This window comes from Pseudomonas sp. ArH3a (assembly GCF_022648765.1).
Lineage (GTDB): Bacteria > Pseudomonadota > Gammaproteobacteria > Pseudomonadales > Pseudomonadaceae > Aquipseudomonas.
This window is the reverse complement of record NZ_CP080330.1, coordinates 3,409,682-3,426,364: the sequence shown is the minus strand read 5'-3', so window position 1 is coordinate 3,426,364 and position 16,683 is coordinate 3,409,682. Positions and strand designations below refer to the sequence as shown.

The following is a 16,683-nucleotide window of genomic DNA, read 5'->3' as shown; positions in this document are numbered from 1 at the left end:
GTGGGAATGCAGCCCAGGGCGCTCTGCGTCCAAAGCGTGACGCAGAGCGTCACATAAGGCATTCCCACGCGGAGCGTGGGAGCGATCATCGTCTTGAACTCAGAACTGCCAGTTCAGGCTCAACCCCACGCCTTGGGTTGTCTCGCGCCCACCCAACTGCCCGTGGTAATCGAGGTTGACCCGCGTGGCCTTGCTCAGCGCCAAGCTGGCCTGCACCCCAACCAACGCCGCATCGCGCAGTAACGGCGAACTGCGCACGGCAAATGAAGGCCCGCCAGCGACAAACGCCAAATGTTCTTCCGATTCAACCGCGGTAAGGCTGTGCTGCCAGCCCAGCGAGCCGGACAGTTCCAGCTGCTGATGGTCATTCAACGGCAGGGTTTTCAATGCGCGCACACCGAGGGTGCTGAGCACCGCATCGCGCCGATCACGGCCACGCTCCAGCGCAGCGGCGTCGCCTTTTTCGTGGAATGAATCACTGTCCAGGTGCACATACGCCAGGTTGGCGAACGGCTCCAGCGCCAGCGGTTGCAGGTGAATGCGGTACGCCGCCTCGGTGAACAGCTGGGCCGTGCGTGCGTCCAGCTTGGTCTTTTGCTTGCCGCTGACTTCACCGTATTGCAGGTCACGTTTCACATCGCCGCGATGCCAGCTGTAAGCACCACCGACGCTCACGCGCCAGTCGCCCAGCTCGCGCCCGGCATAGGCGCCGAAGTGGTAGCTGTCGATGGACGCCGAGGAATGTGTGCCGCTGCCCAGGTTCAACGAGCTGTCGCTGTAACCGGCGACCACACCCACGCGGGTCTGCTCGTCCAGCGCGCCATCAACGCCAGCCAACAGGCCGCCGATAGACGTGGTCGAGCCTGCCGTTTCGCTACGGCTGTCGCTCTTGCCCCAGGCCCCAAGCGCCTTGAGCCACAGGTTGCTTTCGCCGTTCGCGGGCACATGGCGCAAGCGCTCGCCGACTGCATCGCGCAGTTGCAGGCTGTCGTTGATCAGCATCGCGCCAATCGCCGGGTAAATTTCGCCGGACAACTGCTGCAAGCCTTGCCGAGCGGTGGCAACGGAATCGGACTGCAACAGGCTTTCATACACCGGGTTGCCCGCGCTCAGTTGCTCGGCAGCGGCGCCGACAGCGCGCTGGTTACGGTTGGCGGCGACGCTGGCAAAGGTCGCATCGTTGCGCCCCACGTCCAGTTGCACACCGTTGGCCGCATAGTCGAGGGTGCCGCCGAGGAACAGGTAGTTGGGCAACACCTGACCAAACTGGCCCTGGATACCACCCGCCGCTTGGAGGATGGTGTACTGGCGGCCGATCAGGCTTTGCGCCTGGCTCTGGCTCAGCAACGTAGGGCTGTTTTCCAACGCCAGGGTGACGGTGCCGCCGCCCAGTACGGCTTTGCCACCGGCGACAATACGGTCGCTGCTGGTGGGCGTCAGTTCCACGGCATAGGTGGAACCCGCGCCCAGGTTCACATCGCCTGCCACGTTCAAGGTACCCACGGAATTGCCCGGTGCCACGGTGCCGCCGCTGTTCACCGACAAGGCGCCGATACGCCCGGAACCGCCGAGGGTGCCGCTGTCGTTCACGGTCACCGCCGAGGTCAGCGAGCCGTTCACCGCCAGCAGGCCGCCATTTACGCTGGTCGCGCCGCGGTAGGTGCTGTCGCCGCTGAGCAGCAAACTGCCGGCGCCGGATTTGATCAGGCTGCCTTCATACACGCGGTTCGCGGCGGCTTGGTCACGGGCGCTGCCGACCGCGTAGTCGGTCTGGTCCTGTTGGCTGGCAGTCGCGCCCACGCCGTTTTGCCAGCCCTTGTCGATCAGGGTTTGCTGCCAGGCCGTGTGCTCGGCGCGGTCTTCGGCCTGGCGCTGGAGCAACGCCTGGTCGGAGATGCCATTGCTCCACACATCGCCCTGCCCGGCCGCCAGGCTGACGTTCATCGGGCCGAGTAATTGCCCCGGCCCGTGCATCGCCCGGCCGAGGTCCGGCACGCCCCAGCCCACAGTGGTGTTGGGGGCCTGGGTGATCGAACCGTCGAGTTGCGTGGCGGTGGTCAACAGCACCTGCAACGCCTGCTCGTTGTTCATGTACGGGTAGCGTTCCATCACCAGCGCCAAGGCGCCCGTGGCGTGGGGTGCCGACATCGAAGTGCCGGACTTCACGCCATAGCCGCCACCAGGAACCGTGCTGTTGATCAGCGCGCCGGGCGTGGAAATACACCAGTACTTGGCAATGCCGCACTTGTTGTATTTCTGGTTATTCGCCTTGTCCAGGCCCGACACGGCCAGCCAGTGGCCTTCCAGTTCCGGCTGGAAATACGGCAGCGCCGAACGCACGCTGGCATTCGCGTAGCCGCTGTTGCCGGCGCTGAACACATTGATCACGCCGGCCTTGGCCACGTCCGCCGCTGCGTCCAGCCAGGTGCCCTGGTTGTAATGCTGGGCGTAGGCGGCATGCAGGCCGCCGAGGGTCTGGTAGCTGACATCCGAAGGCTGGCTGCCCCAGCTGTTGTTGATGGCGCGCACGCCGGAATCCACCAGCGCGGTGTACACCGCCTTGAAGTATTTGGGGTCCGGGGTTGGGCCGAACAAGAAGCTGTCATTGGCGTTGGTGTTGCCCACGTAGAGTTGCGCGTTGTAGGCCACGCCGTGCATGCCCACGCCGTCGCGCGCCGCGCCCATGGTGCCGGTGACGTGGGTGCCGTGGGAATCGTTGTTGGGGTTAAGCGCACCCGTGGTGCTGAACGGGCTGCCATTGACGTAAGTGCCAGTGGCCGTGACTGGGTGGAAGCGGTCTTTGGCGGCTTCCGGGTGATCAGCATCGAACCCGGAATCCAGCGCGCCGATTTTCACCCCGCTGCCGCTGATCCCGGCGGCGTAGGCCTCATCGGCCTTCATGCGACCCAGGCCCCAGTCGCTCTGAAACTCAGTGGACCGCCAGCTGGCGGGGTTACCCGGTAAACCGGTCTCGGTGTATTGCGCCTGTGCCGCAACGGACAACAGCAGCAAGGAGCCTGCGGTAAACGGTTTGAAGCGGGATGAGTCGGTGATCATCTAAACCCTCCTTATTGTTTTTATACGTGCTCATTTCACCGGGCCGAAGGCCTCATCGACTTTCGCTAGGTCGGTGTCGCGCAAGTTGCCCGCGTAGTAGTGCAATTTGGTCCAGGCCATCAAATAGTCGTACCGCGCCTGGGCCAGGTCGCGGCGGGTGCTGTAAAGCTGCTGCTCGGCGTTCAGCGCATCGAGGTTGACCCGCTCGCCACCGAGGATGCTTTGCTTGGTCGACACCACCAGCGCCTCGGCCGAGGTCAGGGCTTTTTGATACGCACGCAACTTGCTCACCCCCGACAGGCACGCACTGAATTGGCGGCGCAGCTCGATCAGGGTTTCGCGGGTCTTGCCTTCCAGCTCGTACTCGGCCTGTTCCATGCCGCGGCTGGCCTGGCGGGTGGACGCCGAGATGCCGCCACCGGCATACAACGGCATGCTGACTTCAATGCCAATGGTGTTGGTGTCATAGCGCTGGTTGTAGGTGTTGCCGCTGTCGGACTCCTGCTGACGCGCGCTGGCATACGCGGTGATCTTCGGCATGTGGCCGGCGCGGTTGCGTTCCACTTCATAACGCGCCACTTCCACGGCCTGACGCTGGGAGGCGAGCGTGGGGTTATTGCTGATCGCCAGTTCATGCCAGGTGTCGTAGTTGGCCGGGGTCAGGGTGAAGGCCGAGAAGCTTTGGTTCAGCGGCGCCAGGTCTTGGATGTTGACGCTCTGCACACCGATCAACGCGCCCAGTTCGCGCAAGGACGCATCCTGCTCATCCAGCGCCTGGATCTCTTCGGCGGTGGCCAGTTCATACCGCGATTCGGCTTCGAGAATATCGGTGCGCGTGCCCTCGCCCTGCTGGAACAGGTGCTGGTTTTGCTGGAACTGTTGCTCGAAGGCCTTCTTTTTCGCGCGGGCGATGTCGATCTGGTCCTGGGCGAACAACGCCTGGGTGTAATAGCTCAGCACTCGCACCAGCAACGCCTGGCTCTTGTCGCGAAAGCTTTCATCGGCAAACAGCGACTGGGCCACGCCCTTGCGGTAGTTGGCATAGGCTTCGTAGTCGAACAACGGCTGTTGCAGGCTGAAAGTCGAGCCGTAGCTGTTGTAGTTGCGGTCATCGCGGTACGTACCGCCGCGCCCGTCCGGCAAATGCGCCTCGGAGTTGTTGCGGCCTTTGTTGTAGTTGTACGACAGCCTGGGCAAGAGCCCGGCGCGGCCGATGGTGCGGTTTTCGAGGCCGGCGTCGCGCTCTTTGATCGCGCCGAGAAACACCGGATCGTTGCGCAAGGCTTGCTCATACACATCAAACGGGCCCATGGCGGCTTGGGCAGAGCCGCAAATCAACATCAGTGAAATGAACACAGGTTTCATGCTCATTCCTCAGTCAACGCGGAGCCGGCGCGATCGAGCAGCGGCTTGAACAGGTAATTGAGCAACGAGCGCTCGCCGGTGCGCACGAACATCTCGGCGGGCATGCCCGGCTTGATCACCAGGCCGTGGAGTTTTTCCAGTGCGGCCTCGCTGACCGTGGTGCGCAGCACGTAGTACGGCTGGCCGGTTTTTTCATCGAGCATCTGGTCAGCGGAAATCAGGCTGACCTCGCCTGGTACACGCGGCGTGCGGCTCTGGTTGAAGGCGGTGAAGAGGATATCCACCGGCAGGTGCGTGCCGACCTTGTCCACCAGGTGCACGGGCAAATGCCCTTCGACTTCCAGGCGCGTGCCCTGGGGCACGATTTCCAGCAGGGTTTCACCCGCACGCACCACGGCGCCTTCGGTGTGCACGCTGAGGTTGACCGCAATGCCATCGGCCGGCGCGTTGATTTCACTGTGCTGCAGGTCGAAACCGGCCGAAGTCAGTTGCTGCTCCAGGGTCAAACTACGCAGTTGCGCGTCGGCCAGTTGGCTGCGCACTTCCTTCTGATACTCCTCGCTGTGCTGCTGCAGCTTGAGGCGTGATTCAAGGATGCCCTGCTCCACGCGGCCGCTTTCACCGGCGTTCTGCGCCAGGTCCTGTTGCACCTGGGACAGTTGGCGCTGGTAATCGAGCAAGCGATTGCGCGGGATATAGCCGTTGTCGGCCAAGGGCTGCAGGTTGGCCAGCTGATCGCGCAGGGATTGGGCCTGGGCGGCCAAGTCACTGCGGGCGCGGCGCATGCCATTGAGTTGCGACGTGGCGCCGTCGATATTCGCGCGAATCCCGGCTTGTTCACGGGAAAACGCCTCGCGGCGGCTGCTGAACAGTTGGCGCTGGCCTTCAAGTACCAGGGCCAGGGCCGGCTCGGGGTTGGCGCTCAGTTCGGCCGGAAAGGTGATGCTGGAATGGTTGTCGCGCTCGCTCTGCCAGCGCGCCACGCTGGCCCAGGCCATGCGGTACTGGGCTTGCAGCGATTGCACATCGGCCTGGTTCTGGGTCTGGTCGAGGCGAAACAGCGGCTGGCCCTGTTTGACCCACTCGCCCTCCTTCACCAGGATCCGGCTGACCACGCCGGGGCTGAAGGTTTGCACGGCCTTGCGCTTGCCCGACACCACCACCGTGCCCTGCACCGGGATGCCTTGGTCCAACGGGGCCAGGCTGGCCCAGAGAAAGAAGCCGCCGGCGCCGACAATGGTCAGCAGCCAGCCCATTTTTACGAAAAAACCGGCGTCGCGTTGTTCAAAACGAGGCTCAACAGTAAGGCTGCTCATGCGCCTGGATTCCTTCCGGCTTGGTACTGACGGCTAAGGCTCACACCGGCCTTTTCTCGTGGTGCTTCCTGCTGCTGGCCCGACAACGCGCGCAGCACTTCTTGGCTTGGGCCGAAGGCCTGCAAGTGGCCTTCGCTGAGCACCAGCAACTTGTCGGCCTGGGCCAGTGCCGAGGAACGGTGCGTGACCAGCACCACGCTGCTGCCCTGGGCTTTCATCTGCACGATGGCGCTGGCCAATGCGGCTTCGCCGACGGTGTCGAGGTTGGAGTTGGGCTCATCCAGCACAATCAAGCGCGGGCCGCCGTACAGCGCGCGAGCCAGGGCCACGCGTTGCTTCTGGCCGCCGGACAGGCCGCCGCCGTTGTCGCCCAGCACAGTGTCGTAGCCTTGCGGCAGGCGCAGGATCAGTTCATGCACACCGGCCTGTTGCGCCGCTTGCACCACAAGCTGCGGGTCGGCGTCGCGAAACCGCGCAATGTTGTCGGCGATGCTGCCGCTGAACAGTTCGATGTCCTGGGGCAAGTAGCCGATATGCGGGCCGAGGTCATCACGGTCCCAGCGGTGAATGTCCGCACCGTCCAGGCGCACGGTGCCGGCCAGGGTTGGCCACACGCCTACCAGCACGCGGGCCAGGGTGGATTTACCCGAGCCCGACGCGCCGAGCACGCCAAGCACTTCGCCCGCGCCGAGGCTGAAGCTGACCTGATGCAAGGTCGCCATGCGCCGCCCAGGTGGGCCCGCGCTGACCTGTTCGAAACTGACCTGGCCCTTGGGCGCAGGCAGCGCCATGTGTTCGACTTCCGGCGGGAATTCACGCAGCAATTCGTCGAGCCGCTGGTACGCCAACTTGGCCGAACTCCACTGCTTCCACACCGCAATCAACTGGTCGATGGGGCTGAGCACGCGGCCCATGAGGATGGAGCCGGCGATCATCATCCCGGCGGTCATTTCGCCCTTGATCACCAGGAAGGCACCCAGGCCCAGCACCAACGATTGCAGGCACAGGCGCAAGGATTTGCTCAGCGAGGTGATCACCGAACCGGTGTCGCTGGCCTTGTTCTGATAGCCGAGAAATTGCGAGTGCACCACGAACCAGCGCTTGCGCAACGCGCCGAGCATGCCCATGGCCTGGATCGTCTCGGCGTTGTGCAGATGGCTGGTGGCCAACTGGGTCGACTGCTGGGAAAACCCGCTCGCCTCGCCCAACGGCTTTTTGGTCAGGTATTCATTCAGGCAGGCCAGCGCGATCAGCAGCACCGCACCCGCCGTGGCCAGCACGCCGAGCCACACGTTGAAGAGAAAAATCACAAACAGGTAGATGGGAAACCACGGCGCATCAAAAAACGCGAACAGCGCAGGTCCCGTGATGAATTGGCGGATCGCGGTGAGGTCGCCCAGCGATTGCCCGGCGTGCCCCTGGCCACGTTGCAGGTTGCGTTCAAACGCGGCTTTGTAGACGCGCAAGTTGAAACGCCGCTCCAGCTGGCTGCCGATGCGGATCACGATAAAACTGCGAATGACTTCCAGCGTGCCGATAAACGCGAAGAAGCCCACGACCATCAGCGTCAACATCACCAGGGTGGTTTCATTCTGGGAGGACAACACACGGTCATACACTTGCAGCATGTAAATCGACGGCACCAGCATCAACAGGTTAATCAATGCGGTGAAAAAGCCGATACTGATCAAAATACTCTTGTATTCACCCAACGCCCTGAATAAGGGCGCAACCGCATGGGACTTCGCCATATCTTCTGATCTTCCCTGAAGCAAATTACGCACAACAGTTGCCCGAACCCTGGACAAGGGCGGCCAACTATTAAAATCGAGTTATATGCTTATAACTTTTAATTAAGGTGTTCGTTGCAGCACAACTTCCGGTATCGACGCCGTGTGGCCTTTATATTCACCGTCTTTTTCACGATTTAAATGGATAATGCCGGTGCCTTGGGCATTCATCAGCCAGATGCCGTCCGGGGTCGGCAACCAAGTCAGGGGTTTATCCCCCAGCCATTGTTCAGCGCAGACGACATCACCGGCCAGCGCGTTCGGCTGGTCCAACAGGTCCAGCGCGCACACCTGATCCTGCTGGTGCAACTGCCAGTGGCCGGCCAACTGGGCGGTGGTGGGTAAAACAAGACTGCTAGCCATTGCATGGGCTCCTGCCGACACGAACAACACCTGCGAAGCACAGGCGATCAAATGAGAAAAACACGGCATTTTCTGCTCCATCCTAGAGCGCGGCGCCGGAGCGCCGCGCGCTTTTTACATCACGCTACGATGTCGCTGGCAACTGCCTGGCCAACGGTGGTGACGAGGAAATCCGCCACGCCGTGCCCGGAGAAGTCCACGGCCAAGGTGCCCAGGTTAGTACCCGAGGCATAGCTCAGCACAGCGTCGCCGGCGTGGCCGGTGAACGCGTTGACGAAGGTCAAGCCTGCACCTTTGGTGATGCCGGACAGGTCGATCTTGTCCGAACCCGAGGTGAAGTCAAAGATCTTGTCGGCAGCACCAGGCTTGGAGTCGGAGCTGGCACCGAACACGAAGGTGTCATTGCCGGCGCCGCCCCACAGTTGGTCCGCACCGCCACCGCCGTAGATGATGTCGTTGCCGGCACCGCCTTTGATGAGGTTGGCTGCGTTGTTACCAATGATCAGGTCGTTGCCCGAACCACCGAACGCGTTCTCGACGGTGACGCCCTTGGCGATGGACACGTTGCCCACCAGGCCGCCAACGTCGGAGAACGAGGCCTCATTGAGGTTGATCTTCTGGTTCTGGGTAAAACCGGAGAAGTCCAGGGTGTCGTTGCCGCCACCGTCCCATACCGAGAACACCAGCTTGTCGGCATTGGATGTGGCGCTGTAGAAATCACGCCCGGTGTTGGAGTTGAACCCGTAAGTGGTGTCACCGGCGCGGGTGTTGTAGTTGGCACCGTAGAGCTTCTGGATCGCGGCGATGTCGTCGATCAGCGGGCCTGAGGCGTAAGCTTCGACGCCGCCTTTGGTGAAGTTCTGGTTGGTATTGCTCTCGCTCCAGTAACTCATGACGCTGTAGCCGCGCGTGTCCTGTCCATAGTCCGCGTTTTTGTAGGTCGGGTTGCCGGTCCCGGCGTTGTAGTCGCCAGGGTGCGCCAGGCCCAGGGTATGGCCGATTTCGTGGGTCAGGGTCTGCCGGCCATAGTTGTTCAGGTCCGGGGCCTTGTTCGGCGTGTAGCTGCTGTTGGTCAGGTACCACGACGTGCCGTCGTAGCCTGCGCCGGTGCCGGGCAGGTAAGCGAAGGCTGCAGCGCCGGCCTGGCCGCCGCTGTAGTTGCCGAAGGTCATGTGTGTGTCACCGCCCGAGGCGCTTTCGGTAAAGCTCACGTTGGCGACATCCGCCCAGGATTGCATGGCCAATACGGCCTGTGCTTTCTGCTGGGTGTTGAACTGGCTGAACCCGGAGATGCCATGTTTGTTCATGGTCGCCGAGCTGGCCGAGGTGAGGAAGGTGTAGGTCAGATCAATCTTGCCGTTGTGGTTCACGTCCTTGTAAGCGGCGCCATCGCGCAGCAGGTGGTCCGCTGCCTGGTCCACGGTAAAGGAGGGTTTGCCATTCACCGTGAGGTTGCCGCCACGGTCATACTGATGGCTAAAACTATCGATTTGCGAGTAAGCAGTGCTGGCTTGCGCGGCAGACACGATAGCTTTGTCTTTTACTTTTGACATAAACGTACTTCCTTGTTTGCAAGTGCATCAGTCTTTGGTCGATAGGAACCTCGCGGACGAGATCGTCCCATCACTCACCTCTTTTGAAGGCGTATCGAAACTGACACAACTTGAAATCTTTCGTCTACACATATTTCCGCAGCGAAAATGTGACACAGATTCAACTTAAGGAAGACCCGGGCAGTGTTTATTGGGGGCAATTGCTTTTGCCCATCGGCGGCGCACTGGGTGTTATTTAAATATTAAATACAGGTAAAGCCGCTCTAATTGAGCGGCCCACTTAAATAGTGGATCCACTATATTGTCACGGTGTCATTGGCAACATTAAAGAGCCACTACTTAGACTATTAATTAATGTTGTCCCCTATTACCGGGCCACACTCCAGCCGCTCTTGTGTAATGCCGCTAATAATGTCTCGCTCGCAAGCCCCGGCACCTTGACGCCTTCGTCGGTGCTCATGGCCTCGCCGGCCAGTATGGCGTTGATGATCGCCTCCTCCACCGCCTCCGCCGCCGCGCTGAACAGCGGCGAAATATGGTCGTTATTGACCATCTGCAACGCGGTGCTCAACGGCAAGCCTTTGCGCCCGTAATCCGCCGGTGGCAGGTTCTGGTTGCCGGTGGCGAACGCCAGGAACAGATCGCCGCTGGAATCCTCGGTGCCGCCACCCGTGCGCGCAATGCCAATGGCGGCGCGCTGCGCCAGGCGCTGGCACTGGTGCGGCAATAACGGTGCGTCGGTGGCGATGATCACCACAATCGAGCCCATGCCCGGCGTACCGCGCTCGGCAAACGGTGAAGGAATCTCCATCAAATGGCGGCCCACTGGGTAGCCATCGACCCGCAGCTCCTGGCGCTTGCCATGGTTGGCCTGCACCAGCACGCCGACGGTCCAGCCGCCCTGCGCGGCTGGCAAGCGCCGCGACGCGGTGCCGATGCCGCCCTTGAACTCATGGCAGATCATCCCGGTGCCACCGCCCACCGCGCCCTCCTGCACCGGCCCGCTTTCGGCATTGTCCAGTGCCTGGCGCACATGCTCAGGCTTGACGTGCTGACCCCAGATATCGTTGAGCAGGCCGTCATAGGTTTCCATCACCACCGGCATGCACCAATACACCGCCGGGTCCGCCAGGCGCTCGCGCTCCAGGGCGATCAAGGTGTCACGCACAATACCGATGCTGTGGGTGTTGGTGATCGCCACCGGCGTGGTCAGCAGCCCCGCCTCGCTGATCCACTCAAGGCCGGTGGCATCGCCGTTGCCATTGAGTACGTGGTAGCCGGCAAAACACGGCTGCTGGCGCGCCTCACCCGCGCGCGGCTGCACCAGCGTGACGCCGGTGCGCACCTGTTTGCCGTCGATACGCGTCTTGAGCGTACTGTGGCCGACCCGGACACCGGGAACATCGGTGATGGCATTCAATTCGCCGGGCGTGCCCAGCCCCAACGTGATGCCCATTTGACGTGCGCGCATACCCACTCCTTACAATTTCTGATACGCCGGACTCGACCGGCCACTGATGCAATACAAAATCACCGACAACGCCAGCAAGCCGATGATGATCATGATGTCGCGCATGGACGCCGCAGCGATCAGGGTCACCAACAGGTAGCCCGCGCCCAGCACGGCCAGCAAAGCCGGCAACGGCCACAACGGCATGCGATAGGGATGCTCGCGATCACGCAGCAACACCCGGCTCATCAGCGCGCTCAGCGCCACCACCAGGTACACCAGCATGATCAGCAACACACTGAACGAGGTCAGGTCCGCCAGGTTGGAGCTGAAACTCAGCAGCGCAGAGGGAACCGCCAGGAACAGTGTCGCCAGCCACGGCGAGTCCCAGCGCGGGTGGATCCGCGTAAACAGTGTGTTGATGCGCGGCGTCCACAGCGCGTCGCGGCCACTGCTGAACACCACGCGGCCAATCTGGATAACGATAGCCACAATCGCGTTGAACACGGAGAGGAAGATCCCCGCGCTGACCAAGCGCGACAAGGTTTCATTGCCATGGCTGGTCAGCAGGTAACCGATGGGGTCCGGGCTGCTGATCATCGCGCTCAGCGAGGGCGCGCCGATCAACAGTGCGGCGATCGGTACCAGCTCGATCACCACCACCAACCCCAGTGACCACAGCACGGCCTTGTGCACGCCTCTGCCGCCGCACTTCATGTCTTCGGCCAGCAATACGGCCGGGCCGTAACCGTTGTACGAGAACAGGCCGATGCCGACGGCACCGACCACCAACGCCCACGGCGCCAGGTGCAACACGCCGTTTTCGACGATTTGCGGCTCAAACAGCACGCTGGCCGGCTGTACCGGATTACCGAAGCCGATAAACACGATTACCAGCAACGCCGCGACTTCCAGCAGCAAGCACGTGCCGGTGATCCAGGCATTGAGCTTGATATTGAGGATGCCCAAGGCGTAGCTGCACACCACGATCACCAAAGCGACGGTTTGTGAGTCGAATTGGGTCCCCAGGGCAGTGTTCAGGTAGGTCGCGGCGCCCGTGGCCAAGACCGGTGGGATAAACAGCAACATCACCAGCACGGTCAAAAAGGTCGCATAACCGGCCATGCCGCCAAACACCCGCTTGGCGTACACATACTCACCGCCGGCGCTGTTGTGCGCGCGGCCCAGTTCGGCGTAACAGAAAGCGAACATCAGCGCGAGCAAGGCGGCCATCACAAACGCGAGGAATACACCGCTGCCCGCTTGCTGGATGGCAAACGGCGCAATCACGAACACGGAACTGGCCGGCGTGACCGCGGAAACGGTGATGGCCACTACATCGAAAACGCTTAGGGTGGGTTTGAGCACGCCATTTGGCGCGTGGGAAGCACTCATATCGTTATCCTCTGTCGTTGTTTTTGGTAGGAGGCAGAAACGAAAGGTCGGGCTTTTGCGGGATATGTTTCCCACTGGATGACGGCAAAAGTAAACGCTGCGTTTACGCAGGCCAATTCCCCTATTGGCGTACTCCCCTTGACGGTACGCGTTAAAAGCCGAACCCTTGGCCGATCTTTTGCTGGCGGGAGCCCGTTACATGAGCCTGTTCAGAGAGGTCGGCATGCACGCGGGCCTGGGCCGCACCGTCGCGCACATCGGCACCGAACGGTTCTGGAAGCAGTTGGTGCTGTTGCTGCACCAATGCCTGCCGTTCGATAACGCCCTGGCGATTTTCTACCCGCTGGATGGCCCGCCCCAGGCCTTGGAAGAATACGACGCCCAGCCCAGCAGCAAACCAGCGTCGATGTTGGTGTACCTCAATGGCTTGTATTTGCTCGACCCGTTTTACCAGGCTTGCCGCGAGGGCTATGCCAGTGGCGTGTACCGCCTGGAGGAAGTGGCGCCGGACCACTTTCGCCAAAGTGAGTACTTCCTCAACTACTTCCACGACAACGTGCTGGAAGACGAGGTGCAGTTCATTCTGCAATTGCCGGGTACGGGGACCTTGTCATTGTCGCTGGGCATGCAGCGCCGCTTCAGCTGTGAACACACCGGGCTGATGACCACGCTGGCGGCGTGGGTGCTGCCGTTGATGCAGCAGCATTGGCAGCAAAGCACCCAGCGCGCACCGGCCATGGACAGCCAGATCCGCGATGCGCTGAGCCATTTCGGCAGCGGCGTGCTCTCGGACCGCGAACTGGAAGTCGCACGGCTGGTGCTGCGCGGGTTCTCGTCCAAGGCCATGGCTGAACGCCTGAAGATCTCGCCGGACACGGTGAAGGTGCACCGGCGGCATCTGTACGCGAAGCTGGATATTTCGTCACAGCCGGAGCTGTTTTCGTTGTTTATCCAGTCGTTGGGGCATGATTTGGAAAATCCCTGATTGCGCGCGCGTTTGTGATGAGCAGGCCGATTTTGGCTGGCGAGCTTCTTTAGGCGAGCGGGCTTGCCCGCGAAAGCGGTGGGTCAGTCAACATCCATGTTTGCTGGGCCGACGTCATCGCGGCATAGGTATCTACACATCTTTTTATGGGTTGAATTCTTTGGTTTTCGCGGGGGCGCGGGGTACATATCCGTTGCTGCGGTAACGGCTGATATGGGTTCCGCCCTTACGGCGGGTCACTTTTGAAAGAGCCCAAAAGTAACCAAAAGGCTCTTGCCCCACCACTCGGCACCTCGCCTAGGCTCGGTGTGCCCTCACGCAGGCTTTGGACCGTGGGCCGCCGCCATGGGCCATCCTTGGCCCATCGCGGCTAACCCGGCGTCCTGCCGGGTTACCCACGGATTCAAGCCTGCGTTCGGCCATCGTGGTTAACGGGGCGCCTCAGATCAAGATCAAGATCAAAAGCAAGAGCACGGCGGCCTAGTAGCCGACCTGAGTGGTTGAAGCAAAAGCACAGCAGAAGCACAGCAGAAGCACAGCAGAAGCAGATCTGCTTTTCTGTGGGAGCTGGCTTGTCGGACCGCCGCACCGCTGCGATGCAGACACCTCGGTGTATCAGGCATAACCAGTTGATGCCATCGCAGGCAAGCCAGCTCCCACATTTGATTGAGTTCAGTTTCAGAGATCAGGTCGGCTGTCAGGCCGCCTTGGCTTCGCTTTTGATCTTGATCTGAGGCGCCCCGTTAACCACGCTGGCCGAACGCAGGCTTTGGAGCGTGGGTAAACCGGCAGGACGCCGGGTTAGCCGCGATGGGCCAAGGATGGCCCATGGCGGCGGCCCACGGATTCAAGCCGGAGTGAGCAACCGTGTCGAAATTCAAGCCATTTCAGCGAAATGCTTTTGATCGCGCACCATCGCATTCAAGATCGTCAGCAGCTTTCTCATGCATGCAACCAGCGCTACTTTCTTCGTCTTTCCTGCAGCAAGCAGATGGTTGTAGAACCTCTCGATCACCGGGTTATGGCTCTTCGAGGACAAGACGGCCATGTAAAGCACACTTCGAACCTCAGCTCGACCACCCCATATCCGTCTACGCCCTTTGTAGAGGCCGCTATCGCAGTTAAAAGGCGCCACACCAACCAAGGCAGCCACTTGTTTGCGATTAACCTTGCCCAGCTCCGGAACCATCGCCAGCAGCGAAAGTGCGAGCACGTTGCCAACACCAGCGACCTCGCGTAGCAAATCATAATTGGCCTTCCAGACCGGGGAAGCCTTGATGGCTTCGTGCAAGTCATCGTCTGTGCTTTTAAGCCGCTTTTGAAGCCAGGTGATATGTGCCTTGATGTCTCTTCGAAGTGCCTTGAATACCGCCTGCTTCAGCCGAGACTCCTCCGCCACGATCATGTCGATGAGTTGGCGGCGTCGAGTGAGTAGATCTGCCAGCTCACGAGTGTGTTCATCTGGCATCTCTCGAATCTCGGGTTTGACCGCCTGGGCAAACTCCGCAATCACCTGGGCATCCAGAGCATCGGTTTTAGCCAACCGACCGGTAGCTTTGGCGAAATCACGCACCTGGCGGGGGTTGACGACAACGACTGGCAGTCCCGCAGCGCAAAGCTCCGCAGCCGCAAGCCGCTCATATCCCCCAGTTGCTTCCAACACCACCAAAACCGGCTCCTGAGCCTTGAGATGTTTAGCTAAACGCTGGATATCTTCTTGAGTATTGAAAAACTGTTCGACTTGGCCAGTGGTGCTGACAAATGAGTCGAGCTTGTTTTTGGAAACATCAATTCCGACAAACGCAGAGTCATGGTCCATGGTGTTTTCCTCACGTCCAACCTTGCAGAATCGGGCTTCGCGCCCTGGCAACCGTTCGGACTAGTTTAGGAAGGAATCTGCTTCGACCCACGCTCACTCACGATCTCGAAATCCGAGGGCATAACGGTCTGAAGCAGATGAAAATCATCTTACAAGGGTACACCGAGCCTAAGCGAGGTGCCGAGTGGTGGGGCGAGGACCTTTTGGTTACTTTTGGGTCCTTCCAAAAGTGACCCGCTGTAAGAGCGGAACCCTAGGTAGCCGTTACCGCAGCAACGGATATGTACTCATATCTACCTAAAAACCCGGTCAAAAACTTAGCGCAACACAAAAAGTTGCGTAGATACCCATGGTCATCGCGGGCAAGCCCGCTCCCACATTTAATCTTCGCTGCTTTGGGCATTACGTTCGCTTAACTGAACGGCATTAGGGCAAGCCCGCTCGCCACCACAGGTAAACCTATCGCCCGGTACGAATGGTGTTCCACACCCGCGTACGAATCCGGTCGATGTTCAGCGGCATCGCCTCCAGCGCAAACAATTTGCCCATCATTGCAGGCGTTGGGTACACCTTGGTGTCGGACTTGATCGCCGGGTCCACCAGGCTGTCGGCCGCGGCGTTGCCGTTGGCGTAGTGCACGTAGTTGGTGATGCTGGCCATCACGTCCGGGCGCAGCAGGTAGTTCATGAACGCATAGCCGGCTTTTTCGTTAGGCGCATCGGCGGGCATGGCGACCATGTCGAACCAGATCGCGGCGCCTTCCTTGGGAATGTTGTAGCCAATGTTCACGCCGTTCTTGGCTTCCTTGGCGCGGCTCTCGGCCTGCAGGATGTCGCCGGAGAAGCCGACGGCTACGCAGATGTCGCCGTTGGCCAGGTCGGCGGTGTATTTCGAGGAATGGAAGTACGCCACGTATGGCCGCACTTTCATCAGCAAATCTTCAGCCTTTTTGTAGTCCTCGGCCTTCTTGCTGTGGTGCGGCAAGCCCAGGTAGTTCAGCGCTGCCGGCAGCAATTCAGGGCCGTTGTCGAGGATCGCCACCCCGCACTTTTGCAGCTTGGCCATGTTTTCCGGCTTGAAGATCAGGTCCCAGGAATCCACCGGCGCGTTGTCGCCCAGCACCGCCTTGACCTTGTCGATGTTGTAGCCGATGCCGGTGCTGCCCCACAGGTACGGGAAACCGTGCGTGTTGCCTGGGTCGTTGTTTTCCAGGGCCTTGAGCAGCACCGGGTTGAGGTTTTTCCAGTTCGGCAACTGGCTCTTGTCGAGTTTTTTCAGGGCGCCGCCCTGGATCTGCCGAGCCATGAAATGGTTGGACGGGAACACCACGTCGTAGCCGGATTTGCCGGTCATCAACTTACCGTCGAGGGTTTCGTTGCTGTCGTACACGTCGTAGGTGAAACCGATGCCGGTTTCTTTCTGGAAGTTCTTGGTGGTGTCCGGCGCGATGTAGTCCGACCAGTTGTAGATCTTCACCGTCTCGGCGGCCTGGCTGATAGAGGCCACCAACATCAAGGGCAACAGGGCAATGGCTTTCATGGTTCGATTTCCTGGCGGTTTTAGGGCTGTTTTTATGGCAGGCGATCAAGG

The 16,683-nt window shown here is 60.7% G+C and carries 11 protein-coding genes; 1 reads left to right on the top strand and 10 read right to left on the bottom strand.

What is annotated here, in order from left to right:
• Nucleotides 1-99 precede the first annotated feature (99 nt).
• From K0P33_RS15450 to K0P33_RS15415, 8 genes are all read right to left on the bottom strand, one after another.
• Complete coding sequence (locus tag K0P33_RS15450) at nt 100-3,057, bottom strand: autotransporter serine protease (protein WP_094950577.1); 2,958 nt, start codon at nt 3,055-3,057, stop codon at nt 100-102.
• Nucleotides 3,058-3,087: 30 nt separating this feature from the next.
• A complete protein-coding gene (locus K0P33_RS15445) occupies nt 3,088-4,422 on the bottom strand; it encodes a TolC family outer membrane protein (RefSeq protein WP_242149257.1) in 1,335 nt (444 codons plus the stop codon).
• A 2-nt stretch (nt 4,423-4,424) separates the two neighbouring features.
• Complete coding sequence (locus K0P33_RS15440) at nt 4,425-5,738, bottom strand: HlyD family type I secretion periplasmic adaptor subunit (RefSeq protein ID WP_094950579.1); 1,314 nt, start codon at nt 5,736-5,738, stop codon at nt 4,425-4,427.
• On the bottom strand, nt 5,735-7,489 hold the full coding sequence (locus K0P33_RS15435) for a type I secretion system permease/ATPase (RefSeq protein WP_094950580.1): 1,755 nt from the start codon (nt 7,487-7,489) through the stop codon (nt 5,735-5,737). Before K0P33_RS15435 ends, K0P33_RS15440 begins: the two co-directional genes overlap by 4 nt.
• A gap of 102 nt (nt 7,490-7,591) precedes the next feature.
• Entirely contained in the window at nt 7,592-7,960 is a 369-nt protein-coding gene (locus tag K0P33_RS15430; RefSeq protein ID WP_242156053.1) for a protease inhibitor Inh/omp19 family protein, read from the bottom strand.
• Nucleotides 7,961-8,010: 50 nt separating this feature from the next.
• Nucleotides 8,011-9,444, bottom strand: coding sequence for a serralysin family metalloprotease (locus tag K0P33_RS15425; protein WP_242149255.1), 1,434 nt, complete (start codon nt 9,442-9,444; stop codon nt 8,011-8,013).
• 367 nt (nt 9,445-9,811) lie between these two features.
• The gene (locus K0P33_RS15420) at nt 9,812-10,915 is read right to left on the bottom strand and encodes a P1 family peptidase (RefSeq protein ID WP_242149252.1); all 1,104 of its coding nucleotides are present in this window, start codon (nt 10,913-10,915) and stop codon (nt 9,812-9,814) included.
• Between the two features lie 9 nt (nt 10,916-10,924).
• Nucleotides 10,925-12,289: an APC family permease gene (locus K0P33_RS15415; protein ID WP_094950584.1), complete on the bottom strand. Its 1,365-nt coding sequence runs from the start codon at nt 12,287-12,289 to the stop codon at nt 10,925-10,927.
• Nucleotides 12,290-12,488: 199 nt separating this feature from the next.
• Between K0P33_RS15415 and K0P33_RS15410 the strand changes: the two genes are divergently transcribed.
• Nucleotides 12,489-13,274 (top strand): helix-turn-helix transcriptional regulator, encoded by a 786-nt coding sequence (locus K0P33_RS15410; RefSeq protein ID WP_242149250.1) that lies wholly within the window; start codon nt 12,489-12,491, stop codon nt 13,272-13,274.
• A gap of 877 nt (nt 13,275-14,151) precedes the next feature.
• On the opposite strand, the gene K0P33_RS15405 is transcribed toward K0P33_RS15410, so the two are convergent.
• Together K0P33_RS15405 and K0P33_RS15400 are read right to left on the bottom strand one after the other, a co-directional pair.
• The gene (locus K0P33_RS15405) at nt 14,152-15,093 is read right to left on the bottom strand and encodes an IS110 family transposase (RefSeq protein ID WP_094953916.1); all 942 of its coding nucleotides are present in this window, start codon (nt 15,091-15,093) and stop codon (nt 14,152-14,154) included.
• 459 nt (nt 15,094-15,552) lie between these two features.
• The gene (locus tag K0P33_RS15400; RefSeq protein ID WP_242149247.1) at nt 15,553-16,632 is read right to left on the bottom strand and encodes a polyamine ABC transporter substrate-binding protein; all 1,080 of its coding nucleotides are present in this window, start codon (nt 16,630-16,632) and stop codon (nt 15,553-15,555) included.
• Between the last annotated feature and the right edge of the window lie 51 nt (nt 16,633-16,683).

Excerpts from the sequence above, each read along its gene's own strand:
- K0P33_RS15450 (WP_094950577.1), bottom strand. The coding sequence starts at position 3,057 with ATGATCACCGACTCATCCCGCTTCAAACCGTTTACCGCAGGCTCCTTG.
- K0P33_RS15445 (WP_242149257.1), bottom strand. The coding sequence starts at position 4,422 with ATGAAACCTGTGTTCATTTCACTGATGTTGATTTGCGGCTCTGCCCAA.
- K0P33_RS15440 (WP_094950579.1), bottom strand. The coding sequence starts at position 5,738 with ATGAGCAGCCTTACTGTTGAGCCTCGTTTTGAACAACGCGACGCCGGT.
- K0P33_RS15435 (WP_094950580.1), bottom strand. The coding sequence starts at position 7,489 with ATGGCGAAGTCCCATGCGGTTGCGCCCTTATTCAGGGCGTTGGGTGAA.
- K0P33_RS15430 (WP_242156053.1), bottom strand. The coding sequence starts at position 7,960 with ATGCCGTGTTTTTCTCATTTGATCGCCTGTGCTTCGCAGGTGTTGTTC.
- K0P33_RS15425 (WP_242149255.1), bottom strand. The coding sequence starts at position 9,444 with ATGTCAAAAGTAAAAGACAAAGCTATCGTGTCTGCCGCGCAAGCCAGC.
- K0P33_RS15420 (WP_242149252.1), bottom strand. The coding sequence starts at position 10,915 with ATGCGCGCACGTCAAATGGGCATCACGTTGGGGCTGGGCACGCCCGGC.
- K0P33_RS15415 (WP_094950584.1), bottom strand. The coding sequence starts at position 12,289 with ATGAGTGCTTCCCACGCGCCAAATGGCGTGCTCAAACCCACCCTAAGC.
- K0P33_RS15410 (WP_242149250.1), top strand. The coding sequence starts at position 12,489 with ATGAGCCTGTTCAGAGAGGTCGGCATGCACGCGGGCCTGGGCCGCACC.
- K0P33_RS15405 (WP_094953916.1), bottom strand. The coding sequence starts at position 15,093 with ATGGACCATGACTCTGCGTTTGTCGGAATTGATGTTTCCAAAAACAAG.
- K0P33_RS15400 (WP_242149247.1), bottom strand. The coding sequence starts at position 16,632 with ATGAAAGCCATTGCCCTGTTGCCCTTGATGTTGGTGGCCTCTATCAGC.